This window comes from Smaragdicoccus niigatensis DSM 44881 = NBRC 103563 (assembly GCF_000380645.1).
Taxonomy (GTDB): domain Bacteria; phylum Actinomycetota; class Actinomycetes; order Mycobacteriales; family Mycobacteriaceae; genus Smaragdicoccus; species Smaragdicoccus niigatensis.
The window spans coordinates 794111-809213 of the sequence record NZ_AQXZ01000018.1; the positions used below are offsets into that span (position 1 = coordinate 794111).

Here is a 15103-nt window from a genome sequence, read left to right on the forward strand (position 1 = left end):
GGCCCATAATTGGCCTATGGCGGACCCGCACAGCGGGGTGCTCAGTTCCATCGTTTACGGACGACGCGATCTGGATCGAGCCCCGCGGTGACAGCCCGGCGATTGTCCGACCTGGATCATCGCAGCTGGCGGCGGGCCGTACTGCGGACCGCGCTGGCGGTGGCTGCAACCTGGACGCTGCTCGGCGCAATCTATTACCTGGTGCCGGCCAAGGACTACCTCGAAGGTGGCGCCGCCATCCGCCTGGTGACCGGCGGCGCGCTCCTCATCGGCGTGCTGGCGTGGCAGATCCGCCGGATCGTGCGGGCCCCACTGCCGGAGCTGCGCGCGATCGAAGCTCTCGGCGCGGTCATCGCCCTCTTCCTGATCCTCTTCTCCACCACATATCTGGCGCTATCACACACGAACCCCGTCTCGTTCAACGAGCATCTCGACCACACCCAGGCTTTGTACTTCACCATCTCGATCTTCTCGACCGCCGGATTCGGTGACATCATCCCGGGCACCAACCCGGCGCGAATCCTGGTCAGTGTGCAGATGCTCCTCGATCTTGTCCTCCTCGGGTCCGTGGTGAAAGTCCTCCTCGGAGCCGCACGGACCGGTCTCGAACGCAGCTGATATGGCTACTTGACGACTGCGGCCACACTGCGGAAATGTTCTCCATAGGTATCCCCTGTGGAAACCAATTCCGGACAGGAACCCGTCATGGAAACTCCCAGATTCTTCGAGTTGACGACAGAATCCTTCGAAGTGCTCGGCGTCCTGTCGATGGTTATCGGATTTCTCTTTGCTTTCGTTCTCGCGGCGCAGACCTGGAAGCGAACAGGCGACGGCGCCGGGGCCTTCGACGTGCTGCGTCATTCGCTCGGCGGGGCGATCCTGCTCGGGCTCGAACTGCTGGTCGCGGCAGACATTGTCAAGACCATCACCTCCACACCGTCGCTCACCGATGCCGCAATCCTGGGGTTGATCGTGCTCATCCGGACCGTTCTGAGCGTGTCCATCGAAACGGAGATCGACGGCGTCACACCCTGGAAGAAGGCGCTCGTCACCGGCCCCCAGGTCCTTGCACAGGCCGCGCGCAAATCGTCGCAGCAGCCAACGGTCACCGCCGAATCCTCGACGCCGAACTAGCCCAGGTCGGGTGAACGGAAAGGCGTCATGAATCCAACCCACGATCGTCTGGTTCGGTTCCTCGGCGTCACCCGTGCGGCCGCGGGTTTCGGAATCCTCGTTCGTCCTCGGCTGGTGTATCGGTGCCTCGGAGTCGGCGCAGCCGACGACGGCGACGCAGTGGCACGACTGTTCGCCATCCGCGAGGTCGCAGTGGCCGCGTCGGCTTTGCAATCGGACCCCATGGGACGCCAATTCGGGGTGGCCACCGGAATATTCGTCGACTCAGTCGACGTGATCTCCCTCGTGTTCGGGAGCCGGCACGGAGCCGGTAAGGGCGCGCTCGTCATCGGAGGCATCGCGGCAATCTACGCCGTCGCCGGTTCTTTCGCACTTCTCGGGTAAGCCCGCCCGCCCTCCAAGCTGTGCTCCGTCTTTGACGATCCAGAGCTGATTCGACCTGCCCTCTGGCACCTTCGGCATGCCTTCCGGGCCCGGCTGGAAAAATTCGCCCTTTCGCTCTGCATAGGTTTTGCATAGGTTTGAAGCATGAGCTCCGGCTCAAGCGGTTGGACCGGGCCCGGCTGGTCGAGGGGAGCAGCCGGGCTTCTTCCAACAGAAAGGCAATCGGCATGACACGAATCGCCGTCATCGGCAGCGGAGTCTCCGGACTCACCGCCGCTTGGGCGTTGCGCAGCACCGCCGATGTGACCGTTTTCGAAGCGGACGGCCGCCTCGGTGGACACGCACACTCCCACGTCATCGAGCGCCCGGACGGGGGTACCGACGTCGTCGACACAGGCTTCATCGTCATGAACGAAACGACCTACCCGACGCTCGTGCGGCTGTTCAACGAGTTGGGCGTCCGTACCCAACCGACCGAGATGTCGATGTCGGTGACGTGCAGCGGCTGCGGGCTCGAGTACGCCGGCGCCCGCAAAATCGGTGGACTCTTTCCCAGCTCACGCACGCGGCGAAACCGTCGCTACCTCCGGATGCTTCCCGAGATTCCCCGCTTCCATCGCGCGGCGCGGGCACTGGTGGCCGCGCCGATCGCACCGACTCAGACGTTGCGCGAATTCCTCGACGAGCACCGATTCAGCCCGTACTTCGTCGACCACTTCGCCATCCCCCTCGTCTCGTGCGTCTGGTCATGCCCGGAATCGATCGCGCTCGACTACCCCGCCGCCTACCTGTTCTCGTTCCTGGACAACCACGGCATGCTGCGGATCTGGGGATCACCGCAGTGGCAGACGGTGGTCGGCGGCTCCCGCGAGTACGTCAACCGGATTGCCGGCGTCCTACCGGACATCCGGCTGAACAGCCCGGTCGCGACCGTGATCCGCAAGGAGGACGGGGTCGAGATCCGCACTGCGGACCTACCGCCGGAAAGCTTCGACGCCGTCGTCATCGCCACCCATCCCGACCAAGCACTCTCGATGCTCGCCGATCCGACCGAACTCGAACACGACGTCCTCGGGGCATTCGAATACTCACCGAACTCCGTGCGGCTTCACTCCGACGAAAGCGTGCTTCCGATGATCGGTAAGGCGCGCGCGTCCTGGAACTACTGGAGTTCGAGCTGTGGCGCGGTGAACGAGCCGCCGGTCATCACCTATGACATGAATCGTCTCCAGCGGATCGAATCTCCGAACCGCTTCCTCGTGAGCCTCAACGCCGCCGACGATGCGGTTGACCCAACGTCCGTTTACGACGAAATGTCGTATGCACATCCGCAATACACTCCCGGCTCGGTTGCCGCGCAGCGGCGACTGCCCGAGCTGAACACCGGACGGACGGTGTTCGCGGGCGCGTACCACGGCTGGGGTTTCCACGAAGACGGAGCGCGCTCCGGATTGGCTGCCGCCCGCGCCTTGGGGGCCCGATGGTGAGCTCGATCGCGCTGTACCGCACCCGTATTCGCCATCGTCGGAGGCACCCTGTGGAGCACGAATTCAGCTATCGCGGCTATTGGTGGCTGGTCGACGTCGACCACCTCGACGAACTACCGCCGCCAGCCCGATCGGTGGTCCGGTTCGAGTCTCGCGACTATTGCGGCGACCCGAACGCGTCGATCAGCACCAATGTGCGCGAGTTTCTGCGCCACTCCGGTATCGATGCGACCGGATTGACCATCCGAATGCTCACCACTCCGCGCCAGTTGGGCTACTCGTTCAATCCGATCACGGTGTTCTACTGCCACCGCGGCGACGATCCGGTCGCCGTCATCGCCGAAGTACACAACACCTACGGCGACCGGCAGCGGTACTTGCTACGCCCCGACGCGAACGACCAGTCGGAGACGAGCAAGCGTCTCTACGTCTCGCCGTTCTACGACATCTCCGGTGAGTACCGCATCCACTCGCCGTTGCCTACCGCATCGCTGCTGTTGAGCGTCAATCTGCATCGCCGCGGCGAACCGCCATTCGTCGCCGTCGTCACGGGCGAACGCGTCCCGATCACCACGCGCAACATCGCTGCGGCCCTTGCGATCGGCACGGCACTGCTGACCAGTGCACGCATTCGACGTCAAGGAATCACCCTGTGGCGCAAGGGCCTTGAAATCCACCCCCGATCCCGACGATCCGAAGGAGTCCGCCCGTGACCGACCTCGCCGTAACGACGACCAGCCGGCCATCGGACCCGGTCGCCGCGACGACCAACTGGCCCGACGTCTCCAGGGTTCCGCGCTACACCTGGCGGAGTTCCATCGCGCGGATACTGGTCCGCCACGCGGTCCAGGGCCTGCCGCTGCGCATCGAACTGCCTGGAGGTGAGATCTTGGGCGGCGGATCGTCGGACTCCCCCACGATTTTCGTAACCAACCCCGAGGCGTTCTACGCACGTCTTGGTCGCGATGGACTCATCGGATTCGGAGAGTCATTCATGGCCGGCGAGTGGTACACGGCTGATGCGGAGAGCCTGACTGCGGTGCTGACGATTCTCGCGTCCAACGTGGCGACGCTCGTTCCCGCTTCGTGGCAGCGGCTGCGCCGTTTCGCGGTACGACACAGTCCGCTCGAGACCCGCGACTGGCGGCGCGCGGCGAGAGAGGACATCGCGGCACATTACGACCTGTCCAATGACATGTTTGCGTCGTTTCTCGATTCGACGATGACCTATTCGTCGGCGCTGTTCGACGATCCGTTGGCGGCCTCCTGGAGCGATCTCATCCCGGCGCAGCACGCGAAGATCGACCGCCTCCTCGACGGAGCCGTGGTCGGCGCTGGCACTCGCTTGCTCGAAATCGGAACGGGCTGGGGCGAACTCGCGCTTCGGGCCGCTCAGCGCGGAGCACACGTGACGACCGTGACGCTCTCTGCGGAGCAGGCGTCGTTGGCCCGCCAGCGGATCACGGAGGCTGGCGTCGGCGACCGCGTCGAGGTCCGACTGCAGGATTACCGCGACGTGGCTGGTCAATTCGATGCGATCGTCTCGGTCGAGATGGTCGAAGCCGTCGGCTACGACCAATGGCCCACGTACTTCTCGACTCTCGATCGCCTGCTCGCGCCCGGCGGCAAGATCGGGCTGCAGGCCATCACCATGCCGGATGACCGGCTCGAAGCCACCCGCCACACCTACACCTGGATTCAGAAATACATCTTCCCCGGCGGACTGCTGCTGTCGACCGAGGCGATCGCGCGCACCCTCCGCAGTCACACCAGTCTTTGGATCACCGATCGTCTGGAGTTCGGCCCGCACTACGCGGCCACGCTCCGACTGTGGCGAGAACGCTTCGACGCTGCCGATTCGACGGTCTTCGGCGACGAGGTGTTCCGCCGGATGTGGCAGTTCTACCTGTGCTACGCCCGCGCCGGATTCGAATCCGGGTACCTCGACGTCCAGCAGTTCCTCTTGGAAGGCACCCGATGACCGACCTCGGTACACGCCCGGCGGGCGGTGCGGCGCACACCATCGCGGCTCTGCTCGCACCGACCTTCGGCGGGCAGTTGCCCATCCGGATTCAAACCTGGGACGGCGCCATCGCCGGACCCGACATCGCGCCGACGCTCGTCCTCGCCAACCGCCAAGCGCTCCGCCGGTTACTTTGGGCACCACCCGAACTCGCTGTCGCGCAGGCGTACGTGACCGGTGAGATCGACTTCCACGGCGACTTGCGCGGCGGACTTCGGCTCATCCGCGGGGCAATCCAGCAGAAGCCGCCGATTGCCCGTCTACTCGCGCAACTCATGATGTGGGGCGCGATCGGACCGCGGCCTGAACCGCCCGTGAGTCAGGCTCATCTTCGCGGACGACTGCACAGCAAGCGCCGCGACGCTGCGGTCATCGCTCACCACTACGACCTGTCGAACGAGTTCTACTCACTGATCCTCGACGAATCCATGGCGTACTCATGCGGTTACTGGCGGTCCGACGATCCGGATTACTCACTCGCCGACGCGCAGCGCGACAAGCTTGATCTCATCTGCCGCAAGCTCGGTATGCGCCGGGGTACCCGGCACCTCGACATCGGGTGTGGGTGGGGCTCGTTGTCACTGCACGCAGCCGAGCACTTCGGTGCAAACGTTCTGGCGGTGACGCTGTCCGAACAGCAGCAGGAGTACGTGCAGGCCCGCATCCGCGAACGAGGCCTGCAGGGGCTCGTCGAGGTGCGGCGCCAGGATTACCGCGACATTCCCGATGGTCAGTTCGACTCGGTGTCCTCAATCGAGATGGGCGAGCACGTTGGCGCCGGTAACTACCCTGCCTTCACCTCGCGCATCGCGGACCTCCTGAAGCCGGGCGGCCGGGTTCTCATCCAGCAGATGTCCCGTCGCTCGAAACCGGGCGGCGGACCGTTCATCGAAGCGTTCATCGCACCGGACATGGACATGCGGCCGGTCGGTGAGACGGTGGCCATGATCGAAGACGCCGGCCTCGAAGTTCGAGACGTGCAGGCTCTTCGTGAGCACTACGCGCGCACGGCGGATGCCTGGTACGACACCTTCGAACGCAACTGGGACCGAGTCGTAGGACTGGTCGGCGAGGAGGTCGCCCGCGTGTGGCGGCTCTACCTCGTCGGCGGATCGCTCGCCTTCGAAGACGGCCGCATGGGCGTTGACCAGATCCTGTCCGTCAAGCCCGGCGGAACGCCGCCCCCGACTCCGGAATGGCACGTGCGATGACTGTCGTGCTCTTGACCAACCTCGCCGTCGTGGCGATCGTCCTCGGTGTGACGTTCCTCGTCGGGGAACGGCTGCGACGCCACAACGTGGTCGACGTCGCGTGGGGTGTGGCATTCGCCTTGGTGGCCGTCACATCGGCGCTGCTCGGCGACGGCGACAGTGCGCGGAATTGGCTGATCGCGGTGCTGGTCGCGGCCTGGGGATTGCGCCTTTCGGTCTACCTGGGCGTCCGATCTCGGGGTCACGGCGAAGACCCCCGCTATGAAGCACTTCTCGCAAAATCGCGGCGCTCGCGGGTGGTCGCCATCATCTCGCGCGTCTATCTCTTGCAAGGGCTTCTGATCTGGTTCATCTCCCTGCCGATTCAGCTGAGTGCGAGCAGCACGCGAGGGTTGCCGTGGTGGTCGGTGATCGGCGTCGGGTTGTGGCTCGTCGGGTTCTTCTTCGAGGCCGTCGGCGACGCACAGCTTCGTGCGTTCAAACTCGACCGCGCCAATGCCGGCCAGGTCATGGACCGCGGACTGTGGCGATATACCCGGCACCCGAACTACTTCGGCGAGGCGTGCATGTGGTGGGGCCTGTTTGTCATCGCGGTCACGGCGGGTCCCACGGTTCTTCTGGCGATCGCCTCGCCGATCGTCCTGACCGTCCTGCTCGTTCGAGTGTCGGGAAAGGATCTGCTCGAACGGCATCTCGCGGACCGGCCGGGTTACGCGGAATACATCCGCCGGACGCCCGGCTTCATCCCGGGAAGACCGCGGTAACTGCGAGTACGGTCAGAATTGTGACCGCTGCCGATGCGATTGAGGTTGTCGGGGAGGATTTCTTCACCGATCCGCACACGTACCACGAACGCTGGCGGGCGGGTGGGCCCGTTCATCGCGTCCTGCTACCCGAAGGCTGGGCAGGCTGGGTGATCATCGGGTACTCCGAAGCCCGCGCCGCATTGTCCGACCCGCGGCTGTCTCGGTCACCGGCGCTCATCAAGGACGCGGTCGAGGCAAAGGGCGGTACCGCGTACGTCGGAGACGCCAACAACATCCTCACGGCCCACATGCTGGCCAGCGATCCGCCGGACCACACGCGACTACGGCATCTGGTCAGCAAGGAATTCACCAGTCGGCGCATCGCGGCATTGCGTCCGCGGATCGAACAGATCACCGCGGGACTCGTGGACGCGATGGCCAGCCGCGCTGATGAACCCATCGATCTGATCGAAGAGTTCGCCTTCCCCTTGCCGGTCTCAGTGATCTGCGAACTGCTGGGAGTCCCCTACGCGGACCGGGACCGGTTCCGCGCCTGGAGTCACACGCTCGTCGGCGGGCCGGGCACCATCGAAGACCGGCAGGCCGCCGGGTTCGCGATGGCGACCTTCCTGCAGGAACTCATCGCGGCGAAACGCGCCAACCCCGGCAGCGATCTTCTCTCCGCGTTGGCCGTGCAGAGCGACGGGGACCGTCTCACCGAACTCGAACTTCTCTCGATGGCCTTCCTCCTGCTCGTCGCCGGCCACGAGACCACCGTCAACCTCATCGCCAACGGTACGTACGCCCTGCTGCGCGATCGAGACCGGTACGCCGAACTGCTCTCTGCCCCAGCGGCTCACGCGTCGGCCGCGGTCGAAGAACTGCTTCGCCACAGCGGGCCGGTCAACTGGGCACTCACCCGAGTGACCACCGCACCGCTGACAATCGGCGACAAGGAAATCCCGGCCGGCGAAATCGTGTTCATCGCCCTCTCGGCCGCGAATCGCGATCCGGACCGGTTTGCCTCGCCCGCTATCGTGGAGATCGATCGAGACACCGGCGGCCACCTGGCCTTCGGCCACGGCATTCACTACTGCCTCGGGGCGCCGCTCGCGCGACTCGAAGGCCAGATCGCGTTCACCGCGCTCCTTGAGCGCTTCCCCGACATCACTCTCGCGGAGCCGGCCTTCGAACCGCAGTGGCGGCCGGGATTCCTCATTCACGGCATGGAGAACCTGCCCGTGCGACTGACTAAACGCTGATCCAGCCGCGCTGAGTCGCGGCGACGACCGCTGATGCCCGGGTCGAGACGCCGAGCTTCGAGTACACGTGCTCGAGGTGCGTGTTCACCGTCTTCGCCGAGATACCGAGCCGGCGCGCGGCCGCCGCGTTCGTCAGGCCTTGCGCCACGACCTCGAGAACCTCGCGTTCGCGATCGGTCAACCCGGCCTTCGGGCGCGTGGGCAATGGAGTCTCGCCAGCACCCGCCAGGACGGCGTCGACCGCGTCCTCAGGTAGCGCACCCGAGCGCGCAAGTTCGCGCAGTTGTCGATGCCGGTCCGCGGTCGTGAGGGGCACTCGATGCGGGCGTTCCTCGCCCCACGTCACGTACGTTTCGGCGGCCGCGAGCAATGCCGCCAGCGGCGACAACGCTGTTCCGGACAGCTGTCGATGGTAGCCGCTGCCATCACTGCGCTCATGGTGTCCGCAGGCCAGGTCGGCCAGTTCGGACAGCGCGGGAACCCGACCGAGAATGCGCTGCGTGTAGTAACTGTGGGACTCGACGTGCACGCGTTCGCCCTCGCTCAGCGGCCGCTCCTGGTTCCAGATACGCGACGACACCGCCACCCGGCCCACGTCCTGGACCAGACCGGCGCGGCGGACCCGCGTGATGTCGGCGCCGGAGAAGCCAGCCGCAGCCGCCGCCCGCGCGGCCAGTTCCGACACCCGCCCGCAGTGCCCGCGGAAATAGGGCGACTTCAGATCCGCGATCTCGCCGAATACCGCGAGCACCGAGTCCAGACCGGCGTCCTCGACCGTGCGATGCGGGGTCGGCTCGACATCGAGCACCGCCGCGATCGTTGCCGCTGGCCGCGGCCCTTCGAGCCACTCGAGTCGAGCCGCGACTCCGCGGGCCAGGTGCGGATCGAGCGCCGAACCGGCCCGGTGGATCAACTGCTTCGCGATCTCACCGGCACTCTCGGTCTCGGCCAGGACGTCGATCGTGTGCGCCAATTGCCAGACCCGGGTGGCGAGCGGGATGTCGTTGCCACTGCGCCGGCCCGGGGTTCCCTTTCCGTCGTAGCGCTCGAACACCGCAGCCAACGCGTCCGACACCGTTTCGGGCAGTCCCAGCTGTGTGGCAATCACCTGCGCGACTTCGCAACTCGCAGTCTCGTGCTCGGCAATGATGCTCGGGACCTTCGCGACGAAACTCGCTACCTTGTCGGGCCGCTTGCCGACGAGCCCGACCACGCGTCGCAGAGCGTCTCGGATGTCTTTGGTGTCGGCCGCCGCAAAGGCAGCGCTGACGGCGATCTCGTCGCCGAGCCCTTCGGCCATTTCGCTCGCCGTGGCGGTACAGCCGACGAACCGCAGCAGTCCGACCCAGTACAACGCTTCACGATCGGCTTCGGGGAGCGCGATCTCGTCCGCCAGTTGCATCGCCAGGATCGTCGATCGCAAGCCCTGACCGTCGGTCAGGCCCTTTCCCAGATCGCTGGCCACACTCAACCCGGCGACCAACTCCGCGAGGCGAACGGTCACGCGGGCACCCGGCCTTCGAATCGCACCCGACCGGTTTCCTGTCCGACCGCGAAGCGCCGCTCCTCGACGTCGAACGTGCCATCGTGGCGGACGCGCAGCAGAGTGCTCGCGTTGGTGCCGTAGTCCGGCGACACGATGAACGCGGACGACGCGAGACGTTCGAGTTCGAGGGGAATTCCGGTGTCCGGCAGTTGGTCGTCGGGCGCTTGGGTGTCGTTGGCGAGCGACGCGAAGAAAGCCTCGACATCGTCTGCCTCGAGCGCGTCGGTGAACATGCGCTTGCCCTCGGTCACCTTGGGCCACGGTGTATCGAGCGCGGCGTTCGAGAGACCGTAGATGCCGGAGTCGAGCTTGGTCGGTTCGCCCCACCAGTTACTCGCCCACCAGAGTTCGTTCAGGTCGCTGACCAGGAGGTTGTAGCCGTTGAAGTGCTCGCCCTCGATGCTGTGGAGGTACGCACCGGGCGAATCGTCACCGACGACGTAGCGCACCGGCAACTGACCGCGCGTCCGTGCGCCCGGGACCTGACGCTCGAAGTCCCGCACATTCGTCACTGCCGCGAAGCGTCCAGTCCGGGCCAGCGCCAACCACGTGCCGCCGTTGGGCACCGAGAGATCGCGACCAGCGAGGATCGGCTGATCCTCCCACCACGCCATCGGCGCGGACTCGCGCGCGAAGAACTCGTCCCGGTTGGCCGCCACCACGAGCTGGTACTCGGGGTGTGCATCCCACGCCGTCAGAATGAGGCACATACCCCGATTGTGCGCTACGGCGGGACGGCCCGACGTCAGCTCAACGAGTTGAAGACCTCGAGGATCGGATTGGGTTCGACCGCGGTGGTGACCGTCGGCTGCTGGACCTGCTGCTGGGTCGGCACGACGCTCGGCTGCGCTACGGGCGCCGGTTGCGGAGGCTCAGGTTTCGGTGCCGGGTCCGTCGACGGTTGCGGAGCCGGGTCCGTCACCGGCGGCTTGGTCGGCACGGGGGTCGGATCGGTCGTGGCATCCGGCGCGGGCTTCGTGCTCGGCGGGGCGTTATACAGCGCGGCCGCGTCCGTGCACGCCTTCGGACCCTGGCTCCAGCCCAGGCGGAACGCATTCAACTGCTGCTCGGCGGTGCCGTGATCGCCGGGCCGGGTGGCGGCGTGGCTGTCCCCCACCGTCTTCTCGACGGCCACGATGTCATCCCAACCATTCGCGATCGCCGGGGTGGTCTTCGCGCTCCCGCCGAGCGCCGCGCCCGAAAAACATTCCGCGCCGAGTTCGCTGAACACCTTGTTGGTGCGTTGCTGAATCGCGTGTCCGGTCTCGTGCGCTACGACGTCGTAGATCCAGATGTCGCCGAGAGTGTCCGCCTTGCTCAGGAACTGGGCGCCCAACGAGATCGTGTCGTCGCCGTCGCAATACATCGCGTCATTCGAACCGGCGTTTCCGCACACCGTGCTCCCGCCATTGCCCGGTCCGATGACCTTCGGCGGCGAGTAAGTCCCCCCGAACAGTGCGGTGAAGTTGGCCGCCCAGTATTTGTTGACCACATCCTCGGCCGCCTTCGCCACCGTGTTGACATCGCCGCTGCTGGCGGCGGCGTGTGCGACTCCGGACGAAGCGATGCCAATAGCGACAGCTAAGGCGGCGGCCGTTCCTAACGTCCTCATCGTTCCCTCGTTCGGTTGGGTCGGTTGGTTCAGCACATCGTGTTCAACCCGCCGCGCAGCCCGGCCGAAAGTTCCTCTATCGCAACCCAACGCCCCGCGAATATGCCGGATCGTTACGCCCCGACCGATATTCGGGGCGCTTGGTGCCGAAGTGGTAACTACCCGCCAATCCCCCAGTACCGTCGAAGATATGGGCGAAAAGGTCGAACAGCGCACCTTCACCCGACGGGACCGACAGCAGTTCCGCGCGAAGGTCCGGGACTGCCTCGACGCCCTCGGCACGATGCTCGCCGAGGGCCAGTTCGAAGCCGGCGAGCCGCAGGTCGGCATGGAGGTCGAGCTCAACATCGTTGGTTCGGACATGGCGCCGGCGATGGCGAATGAGCGGGTGCTCAGCGCGATTGCGGACCCGGACTTCCAGACCGAACTCGGTCAGTTCAACATCGAGATCAACCTCCCGCCGACCCCGATTCGCGGCGACAATCTCCGCACGGTGGAGGAATCGCTGCGTGGCTCGCTCAATGCGGCCGATTCCAAAGCGCGGACGGTCGGCGGGCACCTCGCGATCATCGGAATGCTGCCGACTCTCAAGCAGTCCAACTTCGAGCAGCAGTGGATTTCGACCAACCCGCGGTACGACCTCCTCAGCGAACAGATCCTGGCCGCACGCGGCGAGGACATCGAACTCCGGATCGCGGGCGTCGCACTCCCGGGATCCGCACCGGAACATCTGAACACCATCTGCGAAACGATCCTGCCCGAGGCCGCGTGCACATCGACGCAGCTGCACCTGCAGATCGCACCCGATCAGTTCGCTGCCTACTGGAACGCCGCACAGGCGATCGCGGGCGTGCAGGTCGCGATCTCCTCGAACTCGCCGTTCCTGCTCGGTCGCGCACTGTGGCATGAGACTCGTATTCCCCTGTTCGAGCAGGCGACCGATACCCGACCGCCGGAATTGATGAATCAGGGCGTCCGGCCGCGGGTGTGGTTCGGCGAACGCTGGATCACCTCGATCTTCGATCTGTTCGAAGAAAACTCCCGCTACTTCCCCGCGCTGCTTCCGGTGTGCACGGACGAAGACCCGCGCGAGATGTTGTCCCGGGGTGAACCGCCATCGCTCGCCGAACTGAAACTGCACAACGGGACGATCTACCGCTGGAACCGGCCGGTGTACGACATCGCCAATGGGCGGCACCACCTGCGCCTGGAGAATCGCGTGTTGCCCGCGGGACCCACGGTCGTCGACATCCTCGCCGACACGGCGTTCTACTACGGCGTCCTCCGCAGCCTGGTCCACGCGGAGCAACCGATCTGGGCGAGGATGTCGTTCGACGCCGCCGCGGACAACCTGCGGTCCGGTGCGCAGCGGGGATTCGACTCGCAGCTGTACTGGCCCGACTTCGGATGGGTCAGTCCGCAGGAACTCGTGCTGCGCAAGCTGCTTCCACTCGCGCACGCCGGGCTCGACGCGTACGGAGTCGATCCGGAGGTTCGCGACCGCTACCTCGGCATCATCGAAAAGCGCTGCATCGCCCAGAAGTGTGGCGCGACCTGGCAGCGCGGCGCCGTCGTCGCCCGCGAGGCTGCCGGCGACACGCGTGACCAAGCACTGACGGCAATGCTCCGTGCCTACATGGAACTCATGCACGCCGGAGAACCCGTGCACACCTGGACCTGGTGATGGGCTATCGGCTGCTGGCCGACGCCACGGTGGTCGTTCACCTGACTTTCGTGGCGTATGTCGTCGTCGGTGGATATCTGGCCTGGCGGTGGCGGCGAACCATCTGGCTGCACCTCATCGCGGCCGCGTGGGGATTCTCGACCGTACTCATCGGCATCGACTGCCCACTCACGGGTCTGGAGAACTGGTCGCGCCACAAGGCCGGCGAACAGCGACTGCCGCCCTCGGGGTTCATCGATCACTACCTGACCGGCGTCATCTACCCCGAGAGCATGCTCGTCGAAGTTCGCATTCTGGTCTTCGTCGTGGTCGTGGTGTCGTGGGTCGGATTCGTCTATCGGCGAAAGCGTGTGGCCGGAAGCTAGTGTGATCGGCGTGGCGAAGCAGCGGTCGAGTAGCGCGAATCGGCGACTGCTCGCCCTCGGCGCGATCTTCGCCGGATTCGTCCTTCTGGTGCTGTTCGTGGATCTGCCGAAGCCCGCCGACCTGCACGCCAGAGTCGAGGAGTTGGGGCCTGTCGGTCCCGTCCTGTTCTTTCTCGCCTACGCGATCCTGACCGTCCCGCCAATCCCCCGGACGGCCTTCACCGTGTCGGCCGGCCTACTGTTCGGACCGGTTCTCGGCGTCTGTCTCGCCGTCACCGCCACGACCGTTGCCGCCGCGCTGGCCTTCCTGCTCGTGCGCTACCTCGGCCGCGAATGGGTCGTCGAACACCTGCCCGACCACAAGACGATGACCGCGATCGACCATCACCTCGAGCGTCGAGGCTGGCTCGCGGTCCTATCGATTCGCCTCACCGCTCTGCCATTCGCGCCGGTCAATTACTTGTGCGGACTGTCCGGTCTGCACGGCGTCCCGTACACCGTGGCGACGTTCTTCGGAGTCATCCCCACGACGGTCGCCGGGGTCATCGTCGGCGACTCGATCCTCACCGGGTTCAGCCTCAAGATGTTCGCCGCGGTTGCCGTGTGCACGATCGTCGGCGTCATCGGCCTCGTGGTCGACGCGAAGACGCCGGTGCACGAGGAATAGTTCAGCTGGTTCGCCGCAGGTACATCGACGACGGGTGTTCGCCGGGCCGCAGATACGGGCACACCCGGGCGAGCGCTGCGTGGTGATCGCGGTAGAGATGGTTCGTCGCGAGCACGACTTCCCAGTGCAAGTTGTGGGTCAGGAACGCCTCGACGAGGTACTGCTCGTCCCACATGTCGCGCCGCCCGACGACCCACTCCCGCGGATAGTCGCGCGGGGTGAAGATGTCGTGGATGTGCACGATGACCCCGGGAGCGAGTCGCGGAAGAATCTCCAGATACTCGACGACGACGTCGCCTTGCGGGCGAATCGTGTGGGACGAATCGATGAAGAGAAGGTCGTTGGGGCCGAGTTGGTCGAACAACCCGCGATCGACGGATTCGACCCGTTCGCGAATGACCTCGGCGCCCGTTTCGGGAAGCCACCGAGCTTCGAACGGCTCGATGCACACGTGACGGCACCGGTAACCGGCGTCGTCGCGCTCGTTCGCCGCCAGCGCGAGGCGAACGATCAGCGTGGAGTTGCCGCTGCCGACCTCGATGATGGTTCGCGGGCGCAACCGCCGAATCATCGCGTACAGCAGTTCGGCGTCGCCCGCTCCGTAGAAGTCGTTGTCAAAGCTGAACATGCGAGCGTGCGCGTCCTGGTTGGCGAGCGCAGCCACGAACTCGTCCGCGTAGTCCAACTCAGCGAGCAACCCGAGTTGCCGCTCGGTCGCGAGATCGATTCCCGGGAGTTCGCGAACCGTGCCCAGCGGATAGATCGCCTGTCGTTCGTCGAAGAACGGGTCGTAGTATCGGCGCACTGCCGGCGTCACGCCGACCGACGACAACGCTCGTCCGACCAGCGGCATCCGCCCGAGGCCGATCCGACGGACCACTCGCATCACCAGCGCGCTCAGCAACGCGGGAAGCCACAGGACCAGGTCGAATGCAGGGATGAGTCGGCGTAGGACCGCCTTCATGCCATCTCCGGTGAAATC

At 65.6% G+C, this 15103-nt stretch carries 16 protein-coding genes; 12 read left to right on the forward strand and 4 right to left on the reverse strand.

Annotated elements, in window-relative coordinates; all coding sequences use genetic code 11:
• The first annotated feature begins 87 nt into the window (after nucleotides 1–87).
• The 9 genes from F600_RS0120070 (at nucleotide 88) to F600_RS0120110 (ending at nucleotide 8247) form a co-directional block, all read left to right on the forward strand.
• Nucleotides 88–618, forward strand: a complete 531-nt coding sequence (locus F600_RS0120070; RefSeq protein ID WP_156024692.1) for a potassium channel family protein — start codon at nucleotides 88–90, stop codon at nucleotides 616–618.
• An 87-nt stretch (nucleotides 619–705) separates the two neighbouring features.
• Nucleotides 706–1134 carry a DUF1622 domain-containing protein gene (locus F600_RS0120075; RefSeq protein WP_018162442.1) on the forward strand — a complete coding sequence of 143 codons (429 nt, stop codon included), beginning with the start codon at nucleotides 706–708 and terminating at the stop codon, nucleotides 1132–1134.
• Between the two features lie 27 nt (nucleotides 1135–1161).
• Nucleotides 1162–1518: a hypothetical protein gene (locus F600_RS0120080; protein ID WP_018162443.1), complete on the forward strand. Its 357-nt coding sequence runs from the start codon at nucleotides 1162–1164 to the stop codon at nucleotides 1516–1518.
• A gap of 227 nt (nucleotides 1519–1745) precedes the next feature.
• On the forward strand, nucleotides 1746–3005 hold the full coding sequence (locus F600_RS0120085) for an NAD(P)/FAD-dependent oxidoreductase (protein ID WP_018162444.1): 1260 nt from the start codon (nucleotides 1746–1748) through the stop codon (nucleotides 3003–3005).
• The gene (locus F600_RS29145; RefSeq protein ID WP_040631878.1) at nucleotides 2999–3718 is read left to right on the forward strand and encodes a DUF1365 domain-containing protein; all 720 of its coding nucleotides are present in this window, start codon (nucleotides 2999–3001) and stop codon (nucleotides 3716–3718) included. The genes F600_RS0120085 and F600_RS29145 overlap by 7 nt, the downstream gene beginning before the upstream one ends.
• Nucleotides 3715–4986, forward strand: coding sequence for an SAM-dependent methyltransferase (locus F600_RS0120095; RefSeq protein ID WP_018162446.1), 1272 nt, complete (start codon nucleotides 3715–3717; stop codon nucleotides 4984–4986). Before F600_RS29145 ends, F600_RS0120095 begins: the two co-directional genes overlap by 4 nt.
• On the forward strand, nucleotides 4983–6239 hold the full coding sequence (locus tag F600_RS0120100; protein WP_018162447.1) for an SAM-dependent methyltransferase: 1257 nt from the start codon (nucleotides 4983–4985) through the stop codon (nucleotides 6237–6239). Before F600_RS0120095 ends, F600_RS0120100 begins: the two co-directional genes overlap by 4 nt.
• The gene (locus F600_RS0120105; RefSeq protein ID WP_156024694.1) at nucleotides 6236–7003 is read left to right on the forward strand and encodes a DUF1295 domain-containing protein; all 768 of its coding nucleotides are present in this window, start codon (nucleotides 6236–6238) and stop codon (nucleotides 7001–7003) included. The genes F600_RS0120100 and F600_RS0120105 overlap by 4 nt, the downstream gene beginning before the upstream one ends.
• A 20-nt stretch (nucleotides 7004–7023) precedes the next feature.
• A complete protein-coding gene (locus F600_RS0120110) occupies nucleotides 7024–8247 on the forward strand; it encodes a cytochrome P450 family protein (protein ID WP_018162449.1) in 1224 nt (407 codons plus the stop codon).
• Here the strand turns inward: F600_RS0120110 and F600_RS0120115 are convergent.
• Genes F600_RS0120115 through F600_RS0120125 form a run of 3 tightly spaced genes read right to left on the reverse strand, consistent with a single transcriptional unit; the run spans nucleotide 8237 to nucleotide 11405 of the window.
• Nucleotides 8237–9751: an HD domain-containing phosphohydrolase gene (locus F600_RS0120115; protein WP_018162450.1), complete on the reverse strand. Its 1515-nt coding sequence runs from the start codon at nucleotides 9749–9751 to the stop codon at nucleotides 8237–8239. The genes F600_RS0120110 and F600_RS0120115 overlap by 11 nt on opposite strands.
• Entirely contained in the window at nucleotides 9748–10503 is a 756-nt protein-coding gene (locus tag F600_RS0120120; RefSeq protein ID WP_018162451.1) for an NRDE family protein, read from the reverse strand. The genes F600_RS0120115 and F600_RS0120120 overlap by 4 nt, the downstream gene beginning before the upstream one ends.
• 35 nt (nucleotides 10504–10538) lie before the next feature.
• Complete coding sequence (locus F600_RS0120125) at nucleotides 10539–11405, reverse strand: neutral zinc metallopeptidase (protein ID WP_156024695.1); 867 nt, start codon at nucleotides 11403–11405, stop codon at nucleotides 10539–10541.
• 190 nt (nucleotides 11406–11595) lie between these two features.
• On the opposite strand from F600_RS0120125, the gene F600_RS0120130 reads away from it, so the two are divergent.
• The 3 genes from F600_RS0120130 to F600_RS0120140 are packed head-to-tail and all read left to right on the forward strand — an operon-like array spanning nucleotide 11596 to nucleotide 14121.
• Nucleotides 11596–13089 carry a glutamate-cysteine ligase family protein gene (locus F600_RS0120130; RefSeq protein ID WP_018162453.1) on the forward strand — a complete coding sequence of 498 codons (1494 nt, stop codon included), beginning with the start codon at nucleotides 11596–11598 and terminating at the stop codon, nucleotides 13087–13089.
• The gene (locus F600_RS0120135) at nucleotides 13089–13454 is read left to right on the forward strand and encodes a DUF2784 domain-containing protein (RefSeq protein WP_018162454.1); all 366 of its coding nucleotides are present in this window, start codon (nucleotides 13089–13091) and stop codon (nucleotides 13452–13454) included. The genes F600_RS0120130 and F600_RS0120135 overlap by 1 nt, the downstream gene beginning before the upstream one ends.
• A 10-nt stretch (nucleotides 13455–13464) precedes the next feature.
• The gene (locus tag F600_RS0120140; protein WP_040632157.1) at nucleotides 13465–14121 is read left to right on the forward strand and encodes a TVP38/TMEM64 family protein; all 657 of its coding nucleotides are present in this window, start codon (nucleotides 13465–13467) and stop codon (nucleotides 14119–14121) included.
• A 1-nt stretch (nucleotide 14122) separates the two neighbouring features.
• On the opposite strand, the gene F600_RS31925 is transcribed toward F600_RS0120140, so the two are convergent.
• On the reverse strand, nucleotides 14123–15085 hold the full coding sequence (locus F600_RS31925; RefSeq protein ID WP_040631880.1) for a class I SAM-dependent methyltransferase: 963 nt from the start codon (nucleotides 15083–15085) through the stop codon (nucleotides 14123–14125).
• Nucleotides 15086–15103 lie beyond the last annotated feature (18 nt).